Below are 20,238 nucleotides of genomic sequence, written 5' to 3' on the forward strand. Positions count from 1 at the left end.
AGCGAAAAAAACGGCATTGAAGGCCGACTCGGATGCCAATGGCGATACTGAAGCGACTGTCAATGCGAATCAGCCAGTAGCAGAAACGGCTACGAGCACAGAGGCGGATGACAAAAAAGCTAAAGTCGCTGCTGCCGTCGCCCGCGCAAAAGCCAAAAAGGCAGCCGCACAGCAGGCAGAGTCGACTGATGTTGTCGAGATTGAGCCCAAGCTAGCAGCAGACGCTAAGCCCGAGTCAGGCTCTGACGTTGAATCACGCAATGAATTAGGCTCAGCCGCTGAACGAAGCGCGCCGCTTAGCCCTGAAGATGAGAAAAAGGCCAAGGTCGCTGCTGCGGTTGCTCGCGCGAAAGCCAAAAAAACCGCCGCTCAGCAGGCTGAATCGAGTGATATGGCCGAAGTTCAGCCCGAGTTAGTCGCAGACGCTAAGCAAAAGTCAGGCTCTGACGTTGAATCACGCAATGAATTAGGCTCAGCCCGAAGCGCGCCGCTTAGCCCTGAAGATGAGAAAAAGGCCAAGGTCGCGGCTGCCGTTGCCCGCGCGAAAGCCAAAAAAGCCGCCGCACAGCAAGCGGATTCGAGTGAGGTTGCCGAGGTTCAGCGCGAGTTAGTAACAGAGGCTAAGCCAGAGTCAACCAATGAGTCAGGCGATGAATCAGACTCAACCACCGAACCAAGCGCACAACTCAGTCCTGATGATGAGAAAAAGGCCAAGGTCGCTGCTGAGATTGCTCGCGCGAAAGCCAAAAAAGCAGCCAGAGAAGCGGATGCGCTCAGTGACTCAAATGAATAGCACTGCGGATTTTAACCTCAGTGCTTTAAAAATGATTAGCTTAAAAATCAGTGACTCAAGATTAGATAAAAGGGATCACAATGGCGTTTAAAATAGCCTCATCACCCCATGTTACCCGTAACTTGCATACATCAACGGTTATGCAAAGGGTTATTTTATGCTTGTTACCCGGCCTTGTGGTGCAATGCGCCTTTTTCGGCTGGGGCACACTTATTCAAGTGTTACTGGCGATTATCGTGGCCCTAAGCTGTGAGGCTGCGGTGATGAAACTGCGTAACCGCAGCATCAAAGCGAGCTTAAGCGATAACAGCGCCATGCTCACGGCGATCTTAATCGGGGTTGCGATCCCGCCGCTAGCACCTTGGTGGATGATCGTGATGGGCACCGCCTTTGCGATTGTTATTGTTAAGCACCTCTATGGCGGCTTAGGCCATAACCTGTTTAACCCTGCCATGGCTGCCTATGTGTTGCTACTGGTGTCGTTTCCACTACAGATGACCAGCTGGATTGCGCCAAGTACCGTTGCACTCAATACCCCAAGTGTTATCGATAGCTTGCAACTTATCTTCAATCTCGGTGCCCATGGTGGGATGGATCAATTCCGTTTAGGAATTGATGGTATCAGTATGGCAACGCCGCTCGATACCCTCAAAACCGATTTGTCACTAGGGCTCACCACCACTGAAAGTATGACCAAAAGCATATTCGATGGCGGCACAGGCGTAGGTTGGTTTTGGGTCAATTTGGCGTATCTCGCTGGCGGGTTAGTGCTGCTTAAATTAAAAGCCATTCGTTGGCACATCAGTACTGGCGTCTTGGCAGGATTATTTGTGGCCTCGAGCATCGGCTTTTTACTGTCGCCCGATATGCAGGCAAGCCCGCTGTTCCATTTATTCTCGGGTGCGACCATGCTCGCCGCCTTCTTTATTGCGACCGATCCTGTCACCGCCGCCACCAGCCCACGCGGCCGTTTGATTTTCGGTGCTTTAATCGGTGTCTTGGTATATATCATCCGTACCCAAGGCGGTTATCCCGACGCATTTGCTTTTGCTGTATTGCTCGCCAACCTGTGCGCGCCATTTATTGACTATTATGTGCGTCCGCGTGCCTATGGCCACTCAGCGGGCTAGACCTGTGAAATAGAGAATCAAGCGAGCTTGAACAAAGACTCTTGAGGAAAAAAATTGAATAACCCAATGATTAAAAATGGTCTGCTACTTGCCCTATTTGCCCTGCTCTGCACCGGCTTAGTGGCTGTGGTTAATCAACAGACCTTTGATGAAATAAAGCTGCAACAGCAGAAAGAACTGATGGGCATCTTACATCAACTGATCCCAGATGAACTCCATGACAATGAGCTGACCGCGCAGTGCACGTTACTGCAAAATAAAGAGGCGCTCGGCACTGAAGATGCCTTGCCTGCGTATATTGCCACCGCAGCGGGTAAACCCGTTGCTATCGCCTTAGAAGCCATCGCTCCCGATGGTTACAACGGTAATATTAAGCTGATTGTAGGTATCAACACCCAAGGTGAAGTATTAGGCGTTCGTACGCTTTCCCACCAAGAAACGCCCGGGCTTGGGGATAAAATCGAGTTACGTAAATCCGATTGGGTCACCAAATTTGTCGGTAAAGTGCTTACATCTGAAGATGATAAGCAGTGGCAGGTGCAAAAAGACGGCGGCGATTTCGACCAATTCACTGGCGCGACAATTACGCCACGCGCCTATGTGAAAGCCGTTAAACGCGCCGTGTGGTACTTTACTCAGCATCAAACAGAAATTTTCAGCCAACCACTGAATTGTGAGGCCAAGCATGACTAATTATCGTGAAATTGCGTGGCAAGGACTGTGGAAAAATAACCCAGGGTTAGTGCAACTGCTGGGGCTTTGCCCACTGTTAGCCGTAACCGCAACCCTCACCAACGCCCTTGGCCTAGGTATCGCAACAATGCTGGTGCTGATTGGCTCAAACGTTTTAGTCTCGTTAGTGCGCGACTATGTGCCGAAGGAAATCCGTATCCCCGTGTTTGTGATGATCATTGCGGCGCTGGTGACAGCGGTGCAACTGTTAGTCAATGCCTACGCCTATGGGTTGTATATGTCGTTAGGGATCTTCCTACCGCTGATTGTGACCAACTGCATTATCATTGGCCGCGCCGAAGCATTTGCTTCCCGTAATAATGCTTTTAGCTCGGCCTTCGATGGCTTGATGATGGGACTAGGCTTTACCTTAGTATTAGCCGTGCTTGGGGCTACGCGGGAAATTCTTGGCCAAGGCACGCTATTTGATGGCGCCGACCAGCTGCTCGGCCCATGGGCAAAGGCTTTAACCATTCAAGTATGGCAAGTCGATACCCCTTTCTTGCTCGCTATGTTGCCGCCTGGTGCCTTTATCGTAATGGGCCTACTTATCGCCCTGAAAAATATTGTCGATAAAAAGCTTAAAGAGCTCCAACCACAAGCAGCAGCGCAGCCGAGTGTGACACGGGCGCGGATCACCAAAGTGAGTTAAGCCTCATTGAGATAACAGCTTAAGTAGTGGGTTTAACGTTCAACCCACTTCTTACAAGGATCACTATGAATCAACAAAAACGCATCCAAATCCTCACCCGCCTACGTGAAAACAATCCCAAACCCCAAACTGAGCTGAATTTCTCCAGTCCCTTTGAATTACTGGTGGCGGTGACCTTGTCGGCACAAGCAACTGATGTGAGCGTGAATAAGGCGACCGATAAACTGTTTCCGGTGGCCAATACCGCCCACAGCATTTATGCCTTAGGCGTGGAAGGATTAAAGGAATATATCAAGACGATTGGCCTGTATAACAACAAGGCTATCAATGTGATTAAAACCTGTGAGATCTTGATTGAAAAATACAATGGCGAAGTCCCAGAGGACAGAGAGGCGCTAGAGTCGCTTCCTGGTGTCGGCCGCAAAACCGCCAACGTGGTGCTCAATACCGCCTTTGGCTGGCCAACCATCGCCGTCGACACCCATATCTTTCGCCTCGCAAACCGCACTAAATTCGCCCCCGGTAAAAACGTGGTCGAAGTCGAGGAGCGTATGTTAAAGGTTGTTCCCGCAGAATTTAAAGTCGATGTGCATCACTGGTTTATTCTGCATGGCCGCTATACCTGTCTAGCTCGCAAACCGCGCTGTGGCAGCTGTATAATTGAGGATCTTTGCGAATTTAAAGAAAAGGTCTACCCCGAAGAATAAGGGCGCCATATGGTTGTCGTTAAGCGCTTTAACTAACGGAAAGAACAAGTAACAAGTGCTTTTAGGCTAGAGAATACTTTCAGGTTCGAGAATATTTTGCTGAAAGCCCTTTTGTTATTCGCGCTGTTGTTAGCACCGTTCTTAGCACTTTGATGCAGATTAATCATTTTGCTTGAGCGGCTTTTTGCTGCAATAGGGCTAGCAATTCTTCATATTTTGGCCCTTGGCCAAACTGAGGTAGCGCGACCGCAAAGACCACCAGCGCAAAGGCAATATAAATCGCGTACGGGTGACTCCAAAATCCTGCCAGCAACGTGAACGTACCTAAGATAAGCAAAATAATCCCCCCCATCCGCACCCGCTGCGCCATTTGCACTTTTTGTGTAGCGGCCGCGATTAGCGCGAGTTCTGTTTCAGTAAATTCCATATCACATCCTATGCAGTAAAACCTAACCGATAAAAATAACCCTCAGGCACAGTTTGCACCTGAGGGCGGTTTTACTACAAACAATTTTATAGCGTTATTACTGAATTAACACCGCCTCGGGCACGGGCCATTGGCTAACCAACCATTCGCCCTGCCAATTTTGAATCGACACCCACAAGCTGTCCGTTGCCGCTAACTTAGCGCCCGTAATCGCATGCACATGCTGGCCATGTTTGCTGCCATGTAACACCCCATTTTCACCTTTTTGTAGGGCTTCTAATGGCAGTGCCACTGGGCCGATATTGGCATAAGCTTGACGAATATGGGCCACATCTCCCTGTTCAAAGATCAACATAAAATCTTTAACGTAATCACCATGGTGTTTATAGGGCGACTTTAAATCTAACGGCATAGGCGCAATCTTAAACTCCCCCAGTTGCTGACTCGGCCAAGCGGGTGGAAAACTCGGGCTAAGCGACTGATAGAGGAACACTAAGGGTAAGATTAAAATCAAGCCACTGAGCTTGTATTTATGCTTTAACCAAAATACTGATTTTGCCATTAGCGAGCCTCCCCAATCATATCTGCAGCCAAATCTGTGGTTTCGGCCTGTTTAAAGGCGCGAACATGGCGCAATCCCCACATCATAAAACCAGTGATTGACATCCCAGAAAGCACCAGACCAAAAAAGAACCAAATCAATTTAGTCCAAATCCCTCCCAAGGTACCGTAATGCAGCGGATCAGCAATATGCATTAAGGTTTGCATGCCTGTCATGGTTTCTGGCGAGCTGACACTGGCGATTTCGCCGGTCCATGGATTAATGCTCAGATTATAGGAATATTGATCATAAAAAATATGATCGCCGCTGCCGCTTAAATGATACATATCCCGTTGATGCTCTGGCAGCATCACATAACTTGGTTGAAAATCGGGGAAGCGCTGTTTGGCTAAACTTAAGGCCTCGGTAAAAGAGACATTGGCGCTTGGCACTTTTGAATCGCCAGCCTGTACTAGCGGCACTTGCTCGGCAGCAATCAATGGTGCATAGGGCTCGATATCAATATCCGCATGCCAGAAGATAGCTTGGACTAAATACCAAAGCCCAGTGAGGCTCATAATCGCGATAAACCAAATCGACCAAACACCCGATAACTTATGCAGATCCGACAACAAGGTCTTCTTTCCTTGCGTTAGACGTAATTTAGGCGCAAAAAAGCTGCGCCAAAAGCGTTTGTACACAATGAGCCCAGTCAATAATGAGACAAGCATCAAGAGCGCCATAGAGCACACTAGGTAATACCCCAAGCTATAACCGCCCTGCCAAGGAAACAACAGCCAACCATGTAATGAACGCATAAAGCCGATAAAAGTGATGCCTTCGTTGATCTGCTGGATCTCACCCGTATATTGATTCACATAGGCGATAGCATAAGGCTTATCGGCATCGGTAAAAGTAATGGCATTGACTATATAAGGCTCAAAGCTCATTGCTCCCATGACTTGTGCATTTGGATAGGCCTTTTCCACCACCAGCATTAATTCATCAACGGGTTTCGCGGGTAGCTCATTCGGATTGGTCGCACGGGCTGCGGGGTTAGTCAGCCAAGTCAGTTCATGACTAAGTACTGCAACCGTGCCCGTTAAGCAGATGAAACTGAATAAAATCCAGATGGGCAATGATACCCAGCCGTGTAACATAAACCAGAAGCGATTACTTATTTTCGCCATGGGGAGTTGTTCCTACCTCTTTTAAAATCCTGTTAGTGTAAAGCTAATACGAATTATTATCAATACGGCATATGGGTAATCTACTATATTTACAAGATCAGTCACACATTTAAGGACGACCAGCCTCTGGATATTCAACTCAAGCAGCGCACAGGATGGATGAAGTAAGATAGGTTTAAATGAAAATGTTTATAGCATGCTGCTGATTACCACCGATTCAAATCGACATATATTCCTTAGCCTGTCGAAGGCGCGTCTAGATGAAACTCTGGAGCAATTGGTATAGGTTTCTTGCTGAGATACCTGTGTTTATGATGATTAGTGAGTAAGTAATACTGATAAACAAAACAGTGTAACGTACTGTTATTATAAAATTTTATTAATTATTTTACCGATAGCTTGTAGGCAATAATTCTTTAGTCAGCACAGAAGATCCAGTACACTAGCACTCTTTGCTTTATAGAGTCCTTGCGAGTATGCCCTATTCACACCCCTTAGCCGATGCGCCTCAGCCACATACGCATATGCACCGTCAATTGGCTAAGCCGCAACCTAGGATTTCCCTCAAAGCACTTGCCGAGCAACTCAAGCTTGAGCAAGCCACCATCATTGGCAATGCGTCAGGGGAATGGCAACCTGCCGCGAAAGGTCTCACCTTTATTTTTAATGGTACGCAATGTCCGCAGCATTTCACGCCCCATGGTCATGTGGTTACGATTGCCAATGGTGGCTTTGCCGAATCGCAATATGCTTTTGAAGTACAAGGTCATCACCAAGGTGTGCAACTGGCGAAAGCATTAACCCAAGTCGCCACCGATCTCACTGCAACTCTCGGTTGCTGGCCATCATCGGGCTTAACGGCGATCGTTCTTATGATGACCTTGGCACAACAACTACAAGTTCAGCGCATGTCGCTACTGCCCAGCTTACGGCGCAGTGTTGAACTGCCCGAGACGATCCATCTCCCCTGCATGGTTCATAACTGGTTAGGGGAAAGAAGAATCGCTAAAACCCTACTCTGTGAGCGCTTAGACTGGGCTGAATTTACGCTGAAACCTTGGGAGCAAACAACTGAGGCAACACTCCAAATAAACTTTATCAGTGAAAGTGAAGATCCCTTTATCAAACTAGATTTATTGAGACAATATCGCCTCATTGAGTGTGTAAATGAGGATACCAAGCAAGGAGTTCGGCAGCATTTAGCCGAGTTAGCACATACACCAAGCGCTATTTGGTTGCAGTGTGCGGATAAAGCTAAACTCATCGCATGTGAGTCGCTGTTTTTTAATCATCAGCCCGAAACACAGCTCAGCCCTTGGTATTTAATGGATTACCGCGCCTCACAATGGCTCGATGCCATTCGCCACCAACTTGCCTACTGCCAGCAGCAACTCGCCGATTAACACTGATCGCTTATCCTACTTTCCCTAACGCTATGCCTAATGGCTCAAAGTAGGCTATCAAGGCATTAAAGATACGTTGTCTATGTGATTCATCGGGATAAGCTCCTTCCTTTGCCTGCGCAGAGTAACGTGTGCCAGACACCAAATATGGATTTTGGATCCCTTGATAGGATTCGATACACGCTTCAAAGGCCCGAGCCATCATTTCGGTGGGTTTAGCAAAATACTGCGCACCATAACGCTTATCTAATGCTATTGCACGGCGTACATAATCGCTCGGCGCTAGATTGTCCTCAGAGAGTAATGTCACTCGAAAAATTTCTGCTAAACGATGATTTAACGGATGATCAATGAGCGGCAGATCAGCAAGCCAGAGATCACTGGCGCACTTAAAACGTCCCGTGGTTCGCGAAAACGCCTTAGGCGCCACATAATGGTCAAACGCATGCCAAAACTCATGGGCCAAGGCGCCAGCGCCGGCATTTTTTGCTAATGCCAGCTCTCTAGCCGCGGGAGCATAATGGGCCTGCACACCCATTTGCCCGCCATGACCAAAGGCAAGACTTAAGGTTTGCCTTAGCCCTAAGGTTAAGGGCGGTAAATGCAGGATAAAGGCAAGGTCTGCCAGCGAATCAAACACTAAATTAGCTGCAATTAAGGATTCTTCCCGCGTAACCCAACGCCCTACGCGCACATGACTAAAGCCAAAGGTTTGTTTCACGTCGAGAAAAGCCATTTGCTCCCCAAAGCGATAATCGGGGCCATGACGGTGGTATTGCTGATGGATTAGCACAATCCGTTAGAATCGTCGGTTAAGTATGTATAAAGGCCATTCTATGTGAAAGCCGAATGCATTTATAGTGTTCCAGTAGCTATCCTATACTGGCGTAATTGCCGCTAATTTGCTCAAAAATACTTCTAAACTAAAGGGCTTTTGGATAAAGACCACATCGGGGAATCGCCCAAGTGCTGGGATCTCATCACTATCATTGGCTGAGAGCAGAAAATACTGACATTCCCAAGTACTATCATCTATCTCAATGATAAGCTGGCGCATTTGTTGGATTAACACTAATCCGTCAGTCTCCTTTAACCGATAATCGACAATCACCAATCGTGGCCGCAGCGTTTTAAATAGCCTTAACGCCGATTCAGCCTGATCTGTACAGTGGATTTGGGCAAAATGGGACTCGAGAGCTCCACGGCAAATCTCAAGATTAAACAGATTATCATCCACCAATAGTAATGGTTGCTGGGTATAACGGTGTATTGGCTCCTGCTTCTGGTGATAAAACTGACACGGAAAGTGCATTAATACCGTGGTTCCTCGTCCTTGCTGACTGCGTATCCGTAATTTACCGCCAATCTGCTCCAATAATCGCTTACAGGTATAAAGCCCAAGCCCTATTCCCGAAATACCATAGGAGCTGGACAGTGATTGATAAATAAAGGGACTATCTAACGCCCGCTTTGCCTGCATAGGCATACCTTCACCAAAATCACGGATCAACACCCTCAACATAGGCGAAGCTGAAGCTTGATTAAATGAAGGATGTAAATCCATATAACAGTGTACCTGCTCACCAGTACTGTATTTAAAAGCATTACTAATAATATTGGTGACAAGTTGGAATAGCTTAGTGCCATCAAGCTTAAGCAAGTCAGGTAACGTATCACTCACCGACACAGTGAGGGTTTTACCCGAAGTAGTATTGAAAGCTTGATAGTATTCTTGAATGCGACCAACATATTCTCTAAGGTTAATCGCATGCTGATCTAATGTGAGTATTCCAACTTCAGCCTTACTGTAATTTAATGTGTTTTCAGCAACGGAATAAAGCAAATTTGCTGACCAGATCATTTTATCGACAATATGGCTTAGCTCCTGTCTTGATGTGCCCTGCTGCGCTGGCTCGGATGGTATTGAAAGAGTTTTCTTGAGCATCCGGCTATAACCAAGCAACGCATTTATTGGCGTGCGGATCTCATGATTAATACTGGCCATTACCGCTAATTTCGAACGATTTTCACATTCAATGCGCTCAATAAGCTGTTGATGTTTCGCTTTAAAAAACCATAGTAGCGAAAATGCTAGCCCAAGAAGCGCAATTGATAGGATTATAACGAAAAGCTCAATCACTTCCGCTCGAGGTACCTGATAATAAACCTGTAAATTGAAACGGGTCTGATATTCGTTCAATGTAATAAACTGACGATCTGAATAGGCAAATAAGCGCCAAATCCCCGTTGCAGCAGGGATATCACAGAAAGCGCTTCGTAAAATTGAATGCTCGAACTGATACGTAATGCATACATCTTGCTCTTGATCGATACGCGTCAAAATCCTTTTTTGGGAAATGGCATAAATCAAATAAGGCATCTGAGGTTCATCAATCTTAACGGTCAAAAGGGTATAATTGATTAGTCTGGCGTGTAAACTCCCGTTGCCCATCATACTTAATGCTAATGGTTTAAGTTCTGGTAAGATGGATGGATCAGAAATATACGCCAGTTCGAGTTCAGGGGTTAATGTGAAGGCAACGGCAGATTTGATCTTCAACAAATCCTTAGCAAATACTTCAAATTCTTTTGTGGTCACCGCAGCGGAAGCATTAAAAAACGATCGCAATGCGTCTAACATAATACGGTGTTGTAAAAACATATCTTGGGATGATGAAAATACTGCCTGAGCTTTTTTTTGATAAACCGCTTTAAATTCATTAATTGAATGGGCAAGTGTTAAGCAAATAATAATCAGCGTAATAAATAACCCGGTAAGCAAGTACATGCTTGAAGTATATTTACTCCCCATTATCTTGCTCCTTTACGGCATTTAACAACAATTGGATCTGGGTGTTAAAAGCCGATACTGAAGCCAAATTTGAAACACACAACGTCTCATCCAAGGCGAGATAACTCGTCATCCCCAAAAACTCATGCCTAAGGTCAGAAAAACATTCTTCAGCGTTGAGTGACATAAGTTGCAGACTCATGCGTTCAAGCTCTATGAGTAAAGCTCGCCTTAACACTTGTTGCTGCGGCTGTTGATATTGCGCCAAAAAAACAGACAGCGCTTGCTTCACTTGGTGTTCAAGCCCATGATTATTCATGTATTAAACACTCACTTTGATAATGGCCTATCCAGTTAATAAGGTAACGACCTTCAATGGGTGGACTATACAAATATCCCTGTGCCACATCACAACCTAAGGCTGTCAAAATAGCGGCAATAGCGGCAGTTTCTACGCCTTCGGCAACCACTTTTACGTGCATCTTTTGCGCTAGGGCAATGGTCGACTCAACAATTAAATAATGTTGATGATTGATATCCATATCGGAGACAAAACTTTTATCAATTTTTATTTCTTTAAAAGGAATAGCATCAAGACGATCATAGGTCGAATAGCTTTTACCAAAATCATCCAGTGAAATATCAATATTATTAATAATGAGTCGGGCAATTGAATTAAGAACTCGATCTTGATTAATGATTTCCTGTGATTCAGTTAACTCTAAAATTAAGTGAATCCCCGTATGAGCACGACTAGACTCGATAATGTATTCAATTAACTCCTCACAGGTGAGATCATCTGCCGTAATATTGATTGATAATGAAAATGGGGTGAGTAGAGGCTGGCGTAGCCAACACTGCAACGCCTGAGAAATCACCATCCGCGAAAAAATACTGTTTAATCCCTGTTGATTGATTAAAGGCAAAAATACATCGGGATAAATATAACCATGGTGGCGATCACATAAACGAGACAACACCTCAAAACCAGTAATTTCTTGGGTTTTTAAATTAATCTTTGGCTGGTAACAGAGGATCAACTGTTCATCCTTAAGTAACTGTTGAACGTTGATATTTGCATGTCGGTGACCTCGATGACGATGCGTAGTTGACTCAGGCACATCTTCGGTGTCGTTCGTAAGCAATGGCATTAAGATATCACTGGCATTGACAGGCTTTGCAAACACACCCAATAGGTTTAACCTGAGTGTATGAATAATACAGTCTACCAATTCAAGAGTTCGTTTATCGGAAGAACTGATCACGGCAATCGGAATTGACATCCACCGAGGCTCTGTCGCCAACATATTGATGACAGCAATACCATCGCCCTGCTCCATCTTCAAATCGATAATGATTAGATCGAGTGATACATTTAACCCCATAATTAAATCAATCCCTTGATTGCCATTACTGGCTTCATAAATATTAATTTCATTTTCGGCTAAACATTTATTGATATCCGCCTTGAGCGTTTCTCGGATAAATTTTTGATCATCAATAATGAGTATATTCATATATTGGTCTCTAGCTGCATAAAGAAAATAGGATCGATTGTCTGAGACTTAGCCGAAGGAATAACCGATAATTTCAGCAAATTTCGATTAGCCATGACTTCGGTCCTACTGGCAAAAAAGGAATAATTCTTTATAGATCTATGATTGTTTTCTAAGGTTCTAATTTTAAAAATAGGTAACTTGAATTGGGAAAGCTTCCTTTTTAAGGATTCATCACAGATGCTGAAACTTAAGTACTTTATCGAACGACATAAAGCCATTTCATTCAGGTAGACAGACATCATATAGTTTTCAATATGAGGTGTGACACCAAAAGAAGAAAACACCATTAAGGTATCGGGGCTAGACTGACTGTTATGGCTAATAACCTCAAACAAATCCACTTCATCATTCATAAATTCGAGCGCGACCTTAGCGTGCGTGCGGCAAAACAAACAATGCCCAACAATCTGCTCACCAAAACTAAATGCAACAACGAGCGATAATCCCAAAAAAAAGGGTTGCGATAATTGGCAATTATTCAAACAAAGCCGGGGGTTACTCTCATACACCAAGCTCAACTGTAGTAAAGTCATAAAGTTATCATGATGGTTATCAATAAATTCGACACGATAAGGTTTATTACGATAATAAGGATGTTCGCTACGTTCGACACTCGAATCAAATAAATTAATCGAGGCGAGTCCTTCACTAACAAAACTTTTATCCTGCCGATAAATATCAAATAATTCTGAACCAAAAATTTCTACAATTTCTGCCTGTTTTGCTAGCGATGGAATATTGACTCCTCGCTCCCAACGGCTAATCGTAATCGCATCTAAAGCATCAAATAAACAACTTTTTTCCCTGAGTAAACAACATAAATCCTCCTGTGAAAGTTGATTTTCAGTGCGTGTGTGTTTTAAGAAATTGGAGAATGTCTGTGCACTTGTTTTGCTTTGATAGGAGATAGGTGTACAAATCATAGCGTGTTCCATCAGTCTTTTTTATTTTCTCAAGCAGCTCCATATATGTCTCAAGGTCAACATCATCTATTGGTTCTGGATACCTTAGGGTATAGATAATCCAGATACGTTGCTGTTCTTCCACAAAATAGAGACCAGTGATTTTCTCTTCTTGCATCACTTATACCTTTATAGATTTAGCCATATAACCATATTTTTGCTACGGTAATAGCAGTATAAGTGTCATCTTTTAAATAAGACCATGGCACTATTACAGTGTGTCATGGGAAAAAGTGTCTAGTGATCCATGCGGTAATATCTATTCGAACAAGCTATATTACTGACGATACAAATAGATACAGAAATCAAACATAGAATTGCAATGTTTTATTACCATTCAGTTAAATATCGGCCTCGAAGAAAATAAAGGCGCAATCGCTAACACCAGTATTTCGATAAGCAGACAACAGCGGCAACTCATGCCGACTAACGAGACTAATTATCGAATTAAGGGGACATGGCAGTGAGGAAGGCACTGAAACCCTAAGCGGTTTTTTATTCTGAAATTTGCATAAATAAAAGGCTAATCTCGGGAATTTCGCTAAAGGATATGCACATTAATGAATAGTAATTCAAAATAACCTGTGCGATTGGTGAGCAAAACCCCGCGTTAGAGGGTAAACGAGGCGAACCCATAGTGGAAATAAGCAGTAATTAACCACTCCAAGGTTTAGATGGATAGTGCTAATCACGGGCATCACTCAAGGATTAAGGCGCTTCCGTAGATGCCCTTCCCGCGCGGAGCCAAGAGACACAGCGTGCTTATTAAACGGGCTTCATCGGCAAAGTTTATTATCTTTAAGGATTTGTTTGTAACTCGCATATTGTGCTTGAAATCGCTATACTGCGCGGCCAAATTATCTTGGCCAAGACTTTGCTGACATAAGCATGATTGTTGCAACGGCGTTTGTCAGCAACGCAGCCGGTTTAAGCCTTTTATTAAGACGTAACTCCTAGGACATCCCCTTGATCTCTACCGCAAATATCACCATGCAATTCGGCCCTGAGCCATTATTTGAAAATATCTCGGCAAAATTTGGCAACGGCAACCGTTATGGTTTGATTGGCGCTAACGGCTGCGGCAAATCGACTTTTATGAAGATCTTAAGTGGCGCCCTCGCCCCGACATCGGGTAACGTGTCCATAACCCCAGGCCTAAAAGTCGGCACCCTAAGCCAAGATCAATTCGCCTTTGAGCAATACACGGTTATCGATGCGGTGATCATGGGTGATACCCAACTGTGGAAAATCAAGCAAGAGCGTGACGCCATTTACGCCAAGCCAGACATGAGCGAAGAAGATGGCATGCGCGTGGGCGACTTGGAGAGTGAGTTTGCCGAGATGGACGGTTACAGCGCCGAGAGCCGCGCGGGCGAAATCCTCATTGAAGCCGGTATCGAAGAGTCTTTCCACTACGGTCCTATGTCTCAGGTTGCGCCTGGTTGGAAACTGCGGGTGTTATTAGCCCAAGCACTGTTTGCTAACCCTGATATCTTGCTACTCGACGAACCGACCAACAACTTAGATATTCATACCATTAGTTGGCTTGAAACTGAGCTGAATAAACGCAAATGTACCATGATCATCATCTCCCACGATAGGCATTTCCTTAATGCAGTGTGTACCCATATGGCGGATATCGATTACGGCGAACTGCGTATTTATCCCGGCAACTATGACTACTTTTTAGCGCAATCGGCATTGTTGCGTGAACAACTCTTAGCTGGCAACGCCAAAAAGAGCGCCGAGATTGAAGAATTACAGGACTTTGTTAACCGCTTTGGTGCCAACGCTTCTAAGGCAAAACAAGCCAGCTCGCGCGCCAAACGCATGGACAAAATTAAACTGGATGAAGTGAAATCCTCCAGCCGAATTACCCCATCGATTCGTTTCGCTGCTGGCAAGAAAATGCATCGTCAAGCCTTAGTGCTGGAAAATCTTGGCCATGGTTTTGATGGCGAAAACTTATTCGAAGGCGGTGATTTAATTCTCGAAGCTGGCGCAAAACTGGCAATTATTGGCGAGAACGGTGTGGGTAAAACCACCCTATTACGCTGTTTAGTCAATGAATTAATCCATAATGAAGGCACGATTAAGTGGTCCGAAAATGCCGCTATCGGCTATTGCCCACAGGACAGTACCAGCGATTTCGATAATGACTTGACTATTATTGAATGGATGGACCAATGGCGCCAACCCAAACATAACGATTTGATGGTACGCGCCATGTTAGGTCGTTTGCTGTTTACCGAAGATGATGCTAATAAAAAGGCTAAAAACTGCTCCGGTGGAGAGAAAAACCGTTTAATTTTCGGTAAGTTAATGATGCAAGATATCAACGTCATCATTATGGACGAACCGACTAACCATATGGATATGGAAGCAATTGAAGCGCTCAATAATGCCCTCAAAGATTTTGAAGGCACGCTGATTTTTGTCAGCCATGACCGCGAGTTTGTTTCTTCGTTAGCGACTCGCATTATTGATATTCGTGATAGAAAATTGGTGAACTTTCAAGGGACGTTTGATGAGTATCTGGCAAACCTTGCCAGTGCGTAGCCCTGCGGGTACTAGGTACTAAGCCTTTTTAAAGGCTTTATCCTTTGCCAATAAAATTGCCCAATAAAAAAAGACGCTTCACTCTACTCGAGATAAGCGTCTTTTTTATATCACCCTTTTTATATCACCCAATGACTGACGACCTCATTCCGTCTTCGCTTCCACCAAAGCCGCAAGTTGCAGTAGTGACTCTTGCCAGCCTAAATAACACATCTCCTCAGGAATAATCGCAGGGATCCCCTCCTGTACTATCTGCAAACGGGTACCACAGGCTACCTCGGCAAGTTCAATTGTCACCTGCATCACCCCGGGTAGATTAGCATCATCAAATTGGTCGCTATGGCGGATAAGTTTATTAGGGATTAGCTCGGTATAAGTCACCTTAAAAGAATGACTGTACCCGGTCACAAATTGGGTAAAGCTCATGGAATACCCTGCACCGACAGCCAACTCAAACTCATGAATTGCCCCGACAAAGCCATAAGGTGGTAACCAACGTTCTAACGCCGCTTTATCGGTAAATGCTTTGTAGACTAACGCCGCTGGTGCACGCAACACCCGATGTAATCTCACTGTACCTGTGTTATCCGACATATCCCTATCCTTCCAATTGTTTATGGGTTAATGGTGTTCTTAAAGATAGCGCAATAATCCATTCATTATCACCTTAGCGAGAATCTAACTCTAATATCAACTTGTGATGGTTGGTTCAACGCGACGATGCTTAAACTGCTTTAAGTGTAATGACTTAGCATCAGAGTTCGACTGCTGCTTGGCGATATCGAGCCGTTCTGCAGCGCGAGAAAATTCTAGATGTGTGTTTTGAGAAGTTTCACTCGTTTGTACTTTATATTGAGCGATAAAACTCAAAAGTCCCGACTCATTTACCACATTTTTAGGCAATGGGGTTTTAAAGCTCACCTCATCACTAAAAACGACTACAGAATGGAGCCCCTCGACTAACCCTAAGCAATGGGCAACCGCTAAACAATGTTTATAATTTTGATGGAGCGGATTTTTAAAGCGAGTTTGTTTAGTAAAAATTTTCTGCGTCCACTGCGCTTGCTTCTCTCCCCCAAATATCCAGCCAGAGTAATTTTTAACTTCAAGAACAAAAACACCAAAATGAGTCAATAAGACTAAATCAACCTCTGTCAAAGAGGGCGTGCCTTCACTCAACTCATCCATGGGTAAAATTAGATTACGATAAAGTCGGTAGTCCTCATCTTTTAGTCCTTGCTTGAGTAAGTTAGCGACTCGCTTTTCACCCTGTTGGCCTAACCTTACGGCTCGGTATCGTCTTAGCGATGGACGAAATAACCATATGGCTACAGTCAACACAATCATAAACACTGGGATACTCACAAGAATAGATAGCGCCTCGAGTATTGAGGAAATAGGTGAGATCGCGCTTGGAGTGGGCGTATGTTTAGGTGTTATCTCGGTAGGGATCACATTGGATTTCTGCTCCGGCGTATCATGGCGAGCAGTGAATTGCGTTTTAGGCTGGTTAGTTAGGGATTTTATGCCATTGGCTACGGGTTGCTGACAACGCTCATCGAATCTTGCTTTGAGCTCCTGATAACGCGGCGTGGTTGGATGCCAATCTTGCATCTCACTTTGGATAAGGATACAGATGGCTTCAGAATCTTGTTTCTCTAATGCTTTTAGCGAGAATGGATAAATACCAACGACACTGGCCGTTACAGCCAACAATATACAAAACTTGGCGTTGTGCCTGATATTCTTTACGCATCCCTTCACGTTGAAATCACTCCTGTTACCATTGCTAACGCTTATAAATTAATTGATCTTACTTATTATTTTCTAATTTCATAGGTTATTTCCACTAAGCGCTATCAAAGTATCACTTCAGCTAAAAATAGGTAGCTTTAAGGTTTAAATGTTATTAACACTGTATTTCTGCCGCATTTTTTCTCCATTGGTTTACACTCATAAGGTACCCAACAAAACACAACTAAATGAATTGGGTTAATTAATCCTTAAGGGGTATTGCATACGCAGCACCGGTGCACCAGTTTATTCTGTAAATCCTTATCATGGTGATGGTTTTATGAGTCTTGAAGAATCCTTAGAACAACTCAAACGTCAGTACTTACATGCTTTGCCTGATAAAAAGAAACAAATCATTACGTTATGGATCTCACTACGGAAAAACTGGCAAGGACATATGCTGTCAGCCGTTTATCGCGAAGTGCATAATTTAAAAGGTTCCTGTGAAACCTTTGGCTTAATCGAGACCAAAGATCTAGTCGATAAGCTTAAGCTTCAATTGAAACATCTTCTCGATACCCCAGCACCAACGCTAAATGTGATCAAAGGCCTAGATACGCTTTTCCACCAGTTACTGCAAAATAATCAGCATTGTCAGCCTGCGGCCCCCGTGGTTGAGGCGCAAATGCAACAAAGCCCCTATAAACCCTCAAAGTCTCGCCATGAATACTGTATTGCCATCATCGAAGATGACAGTAATGTGGGCTTAATGATCACAAAACAACTACACGAGTTTGGTTTTAATGTGCAACATTTCTTAAATTTTACCGACTTTCTCAAGGTGCAATACTCAAGTCCATTCGATTTAATTTTATTAGATCTTATCTTGCCCGATTATACCGAAGAGGCACTATTCGAAGCTGCCACCGAATTTGAGAAAAATAATACTCGGGTATTTGTATTATCTTCTCGTGGCGATTTTGATATGCGTTTATTAGCGATTCGTGCCAATGTCAGCGAGTATTTTGTTAAACCGGCCGAAACAACATTGTTGGTTCGTAAAATTCATCAATGGCTCAAAATGTCCGATAAGCCTCCCCTTAAAGTGCTGTTAGTGGATGATCAGCAATCGATGGTGGATTATTTTTCGAGCTTGTTACGTAGCCATGGGTTAATGGTTAGAGGCATGACCAAACCCGAGCACGTCATGCCAACCCTGGAGCAATTTGAACCGGATTTATTTATCTTTGATCTCTATATGCCGGAGGTAAATGGCTTAGAACTGGCAAGAATGATCCGTCAGCTCGATAAATATACTTCAAGCCCTATTTTAGTGTTGAGCTCAGATGACACCATGCAAAATAAAGTCAGCATTATTCAGGCGGGATCCGATGATCTTATCTCTAAACAAACAGCCCCCAGCCTCTTTGTTACCCAAGTGATTTCCCGCGCGCAACGTGGCCATGATATACGCAGTTCTGCCAGCCGAGACAGTTTAACGGGCTTATTGAATCATACCCAAATCCTTGTTGCGGCTCGTCATAGTTTCAGCTTAGCCAAACGAGCAAACTCTTGCGTATGTATCGCGATGCTGGATCTAGATCACTTTAAGCAAGTGAATGATACTTATGGCCATTCAGGTGGTGATAAGGTTCTATTAGCTTTTTCGCACCTGTTACAACAGTCCCTACGCCCTGCGGATTTTATGGGGCGTTATGGCGGTGAGGAGTTTATGCTGGTCATACCTGACATGCCCGCACCGCTGGCGATTGCCAAAATTAATGCCATTCGTGAAAGCTTTAGCCATATTGTGTTTGTTGAAGAAGGCGCCGAATTTAAAGTCACATTGAGTAGTGGTTTGGCATTTTCAACCGAATGTCATCAGTTTCAAGAGTGTTTATTATTAGCGGATAAAAACTTGTATGAAGCCAAACGAAGCGGACGAAATTGTATTATCAATACCTTAGTTTAATGTATTGCCTAAGGTAAAAATCAGTATGACCTAGTCTCGTTTTAATGATGCCAAATACTGGAGCAGTTTATCCCCTAATTGAGGCAATTCTACTATATGATGAATCGCACCGCGTTTGATCGCCTCTTTAGGCATACCAAATACCACACAACTCTGCTCTCCTTGGGCAAAGGTTTTGCCACCTTGCTTATCTATCGCTTCCATCCCATCGGCCCCATCTTTACCCATACCAGTTAGGATCACAGCTGTCGCATTCGCGCCTGCATATTGAGCCACTGAATGGAATAACACGTCCACTGATGGCCTATGCCCGCTGACTTTGTCACCTTGGCTAAGCTTTGCTTTAAAACTCCCACCAACTTTGATGATTTCTAAGTGCTGATCCCCTGGTGCAATGTAGGCATAACAAGGTAATAACCGCTCCCCTTCCTCAGCTTGCTTTACATTAAGGCGAGTGAGTTTGTTTAGTCGTTCTGCAAAAGTACGGGTAAATCCAGCAGGCATATGTTGCGTAATCACGATTGGCGGCATAACCGCAGGAAATTGTTGTAAAAGATGCAAAATAGCCTCGGTCCCGCCAGTGGAAGCTCCAATAGCCACTAACTGGGTATTAACAGTACGTTGATTTAAGGCAGATTTTAAACTGGGTTTCAGCGTTATGGTCGGTGCAGGCAGGCTTTGCAACTTTGCCTTTGCCGCAGACTTAATTTTTTCGAGGATTAAATCCTGATATTCATTAAATCCCTGAGGTGAATCCAGCTTAGGCTTAGGAATAAAATCCACAGCTCCCAGAGCTAGTGCATTGAATGTCGCATCTGCGCCCTCTTCGGTTAAGGCAGAAATCATCACGACAGCTGTTGGTCTTGCCTTCATTAATCGATCTAAAAACGTGAGTCCATCAACCTTTGGCATTTCAATATCTAAGGTAATCACATCTGGCCGAAATTGATTCACCATATCCTTGGCCATATAGGCATCGACAGCCATGCCAACGAGACACAACTCAGGATCGGACTCGACCATCCTGCCCAACAGACTGCGGATTAAGGCTGAATCGTCTACCACTAATACCTTTATTGCCATCTG

General features: G+C 44.4%; 18 protein-coding genes and 1 pseudogene. 8 read left to right on the top strand and 11 right to left on the bottom strand.

Annotated elements, in window-relative coordinates; all coding sequences use genetic code 11:
- From L976_RS13745 to nth, 5 genes and pseudogenes are all read left to right on the top strand, one after another.
- A pseudogene (locus tag L976_RS13745) lies at positions 1 to 793 on the top strand (electron transport complex subunit RsxC); the annotation flags it as partial.
- Between the two features lie 80 nt (positions 794 to 873).
- Positions 874 to 1,923 (top strand): electron transport complex subunit RsxD, encoded by a 1,050-nt coding sequence (gene rsxD / locus L976_RS13750; protein WP_047537539.1) that lies wholly within the window; start codon positions 874 to 876, stop codon positions 1,921 to 1,923.
- A 54-nt stretch (positions 1,924 to 1,977) separates the two neighbouring features.
- A complete protein-coding gene (gene rsxG / locus L976_RS13755) occupies positions 1,978 to 2,616 on the top strand; it encodes an electron transport complex subunit RsxG (protein WP_088585647.1) in 639 nt (212 codons plus the stop codon).
- On the top strand, positions 2,609 to 3,307 hold the full coding sequence (locus L976_RS13760; protein ID WP_047537543.1) for an electron transport complex subunit E: 699 nt from the start codon (positions 2,609 to 2,611) through the stop codon (positions 3,305 to 3,307). The genes rsxG and L976_RS13760 overlap by 8 nt, the downstream gene beginning before the upstream one ends.
- A 65-nt stretch (positions 3,308 to 3,372) precedes the next feature.
- The gene (gene nth, locus L976_RS13765) at positions 3,373 to 4,014 is read left to right on the top strand and encodes an endonuclease III (protein ID WP_047537546.1); all 642 of its coding nucleotides are present in this window, start codon (positions 3,373 to 3,375) and stop codon (positions 4,012 to 4,014) included.
- A gap of 163 nt (positions 4,015 to 4,177) precedes the next feature.
- Here the strand turns inward: nth and L976_RS13770 are convergent, their stop codons facing one another.
- The 3 genes from L976_RS13770 to L976_RS13780 form a co-directional block, all read right to left on the bottom strand.
- Positions 4,178 to 4,441, bottom strand: coding sequence for a hypothetical protein (locus L976_RS13770; protein ID WP_037418652.1), 264 nt, complete (start codon positions 4,439 to 4,441; stop codon positions 4,178 to 4,180).
- Between the two features lie 97 nt (positions 4,442 to 4,538).
- Entirely contained in the window at positions 4,539 to 5,003 is a 465-nt protein-coding gene (locus L976_RS13775; protein ID WP_037418649.1) for a hypothetical protein, read from the bottom strand.
- Positions 5,003 to 6,172 (bottom strand): PepSY-associated TM helix domain-containing protein, encoded by a 1,170-nt coding sequence (locus tag L976_RS13780; RefSeq protein WP_047537548.1) that lies wholly within the window; start codon positions 6,170 to 6,172, stop codon positions 5,003 to 5,005. Before L976_RS13780 ends, L976_RS13775 begins: the two co-directional genes overlap by 1 nt.
- 476 nt (positions 6,173 to 6,648) lie before the next feature.
- On the opposite strand from L976_RS13780, the gene L976_RS13785 reads away from it, so the two are divergent.
- Entirely contained in the window at positions 6,649 to 7,575 is a 927-nt protein-coding gene (locus L976_RS13785) for a hypothetical protein (protein WP_047537550.1), read from the top strand.
- Between the two features lie 10 nt (positions 7,576 to 7,585).
- Here the strand turns inward: L976_RS13785 and L976_RS13790 are convergent, their stop codons facing one another.
- The 5 genes from L976_RS13790 to L976_RS13810 form a co-directional block, all read right to left on the bottom strand.
- On the bottom strand, positions 7,586 to 8,368 hold the full coding sequence (locus L976_RS13790) for a CLCA_X family protein (RefSeq protein ID WP_047537552.1): 783 nt from the start codon (positions 8,366 to 8,368) through the stop codon (positions 7,586 to 7,588).
- A gap of 84 nt (positions 8,369 to 8,452) precedes the next feature.
- Positions 8,453 to 10,387, bottom strand: a complete 1,935-nt coding sequence (locus tag L976_RS13795; RefSeq protein WP_047537555.1) for a hybrid sensor histidine kinase/response regulator — start codon at positions 10,385 to 10,387, stop codon at positions 8,453 to 8,455.
- Entirely contained in the window at positions 10,377 to 10,685 is a 309-nt protein-coding gene (locus L976_RS13800) for a hypothetical protein (RefSeq protein ID WP_047537558.1), read from the bottom strand. The genes L976_RS13795 and L976_RS13800 overlap by 11 nt, the downstream gene beginning before the upstream one ends.
- Entirely contained in the window at positions 10,678 to 11,883 is a 1,206-nt protein-coding gene (locus tag L976_RS13805; RefSeq protein ID WP_047537561.1) for an EAL domain-containing response regulator, read from the bottom strand. Before L976_RS13805 ends, L976_RS13800 begins: the two co-directional genes overlap by 8 nt.
- Positions 11,880 to 12,848 (bottom strand): helix-turn-helix transcriptional regulator, encoded by a 969-nt coding sequence (locus L976_RS13810; protein WP_047537563.1) that lies wholly within the window; start codon positions 12,846 to 12,848, stop codon positions 11,880 to 11,882. Before L976_RS13810 ends, L976_RS13805 begins: the two co-directional genes overlap by 4 nt.
- Before the next feature lie 1,005 nt (positions 12,849 to 13,853).
- Here L976_RS13810 and L976_RS13815 point away from each other — a divergent pair.
- The gene (locus L976_RS13815) at positions 13,854 to 15,446 is read left to right on the top strand and encodes an ABC-F family ATPase (RefSeq protein ID WP_047537566.1); all 1,593 of its coding nucleotides are present in this window, start codon (positions 13,854 to 13,856) and stop codon (positions 15,444 to 15,446) included.
- A 144-nt stretch (positions 15,447 to 15,590) separates the two neighbouring features.
- Here the strand turns inward: L976_RS13815 and L976_RS13820 are convergent, their stop codons facing one another.
- Together L976_RS13820 and L976_RS22385 are read right to left on the bottom strand one after the other, a co-directional pair.
- On the bottom strand, positions 15,591 to 16,040 hold the full coding sequence (locus tag L976_RS13820) for an SRPBCC family protein (RefSeq protein ID WP_047537569.1): 450 nt from the start codon (positions 16,038 to 16,040) through the stop codon (positions 15,591 to 15,593).
- Positions 16,041 to 16,136: 96 nt separating this feature from the next.
- Positions 16,137 to 17,210 (bottom strand): nuclease-related domain-containing protein, encoded by a 1,074-nt coding sequence (locus tag L976_RS22385; RefSeq protein ID WP_156143187.1) that lies wholly within the window; start codon positions 17,208 to 17,210, stop codon positions 16,137 to 16,139.
- A 310-nt stretch (positions 17,211 to 17,520) separates the two neighbouring features.
- Here L976_RS22385 and L976_RS13830 point away from each other — a divergent pair, with 310 nt between their 5' ends.
- Entirely contained in the window at positions 17,521 to 19,152 is a 1,632-nt protein-coding gene (locus L976_RS13830) for a diguanylate cyclase (protein WP_047537571.1), read from the top strand.
- Positions 19,153 to 19,182: 30 nt separating this feature from the next.
- Here L976_RS13830 and L976_RS13835 read toward each other — a convergent pair whose 3' ends face one another.
- Positions 19,183 to 20,235: a protein-glutamate methylesterase/protein-glutamine glutaminase gene (locus tag L976_RS13835; RefSeq protein WP_047537574.1), complete on the bottom strand. Its 1,053-nt coding sequence runs from the start codon at positions 20,233 to 20,235 to the stop codon at positions 19,183 to 19,185.
- Positions 20,236 to 20,238: the final 3 nt, after the last annotated feature.

This window comes from Shewanella sp. ZOR0012 (genome assembly GCF_000798835.1).
GTDB lineage: Bacteria > Pseudomonadota > Gammaproteobacteria > Enterobacterales > Shewanellaceae > Shewanella > Shewanella xiamenensis.

Bases quoted from the DNA above. Each gene is read 5' to 3' on its own strand.
- L976_RS13795 (WP_047537555.1), bottom strand. From the start codon at position 10,387: ATGGGGAGTAAATATACTTCAAGCATGTACTTGCTTACCGGGTTATTT.
- L976_RS13780 (WP_047537548.1), bottom strand. From the start codon at position 6,172: ATGGCGAAAATAAGTAATCGCTTCTGGTTTATGTTACACGGCTGGGTA.
- L976_RS13775 (WP_037418649.1), bottom strand. From the start codon at position 5,003: ATGGCAAAATCAGTATTTTGGTTAAAGCATAAATACAAGCTCAGTGGC.
- L976_RS13810 (WP_047537563.1), bottom strand. From the start codon at position 12,848: ATGATTTGTACACCTATCTCCTATCAAAGCAAAACAAGTGCACAGACA.
- L976_RS13820 (WP_047537569.1), bottom strand. From the start codon at position 16,040: ATGTCGGATAACACAGGTACAGTGAGATTACATCGGGTGTTGCGTGCA.
- L976_RS13770 (WP_037418652.1), bottom strand. From the start codon at position 4,441: ATGGAATTTACTGAAACAGAACTCGCGCTAATCGCGGCCGCTACACAA.
- L976_RS13760 (WP_047537543.1), top strand. From the start codon at position 2,609: ATGACTAATTATCGTGAAATTGCGTGGCAAGGACTGTGGAAAAATAAC.
- rsxD (WP_047537539.1), top strand. From the start codon at position 874: ATGGCGTTTAAAATAGCCTCATCACCCCATGTTACCCGTAACTTGCAT.
- L976_RS13800 (WP_047537558.1), bottom strand. From the start codon at position 10,685: ATGAATAATCATGGGCTTGAACACCAAGTGAAGCAAGCGCTGTCTGTT.
- L976_RS13830 (WP_047537571.1), top strand. From the start codon at position 17,521: ATGAGTCTTGAAGAATCCTTAGAACAACTCAAACGTCAGTACTTACAT.
- L976_RS13805 (WP_047537561.1), bottom strand. From the start codon at position 11,883: ATGAATATACTCATTATTGATGATCAAAAATTTATCCGAGAAACGCTC.
- L976_RS13835 (WP_047537574.1), bottom strand. From the start codon at position 20,235: ATGGCAATAAAGGTATTAGTGGTAGACGATTCAGCCTTAATCCGCAGT.
- nth (WP_047537546.1), top strand. From the start codon at position 3,373: ATGAATCAACAAAAACGCATCCAAATCCTCACCCGCCTACGTGAAAAC.
- L976_RS13785 (WP_047537550.1), top strand. From the start codon at position 6,649: ATGCCCTATTCACACCCCTTAGCCGATGCGCCTCAGCCACATACGCAT.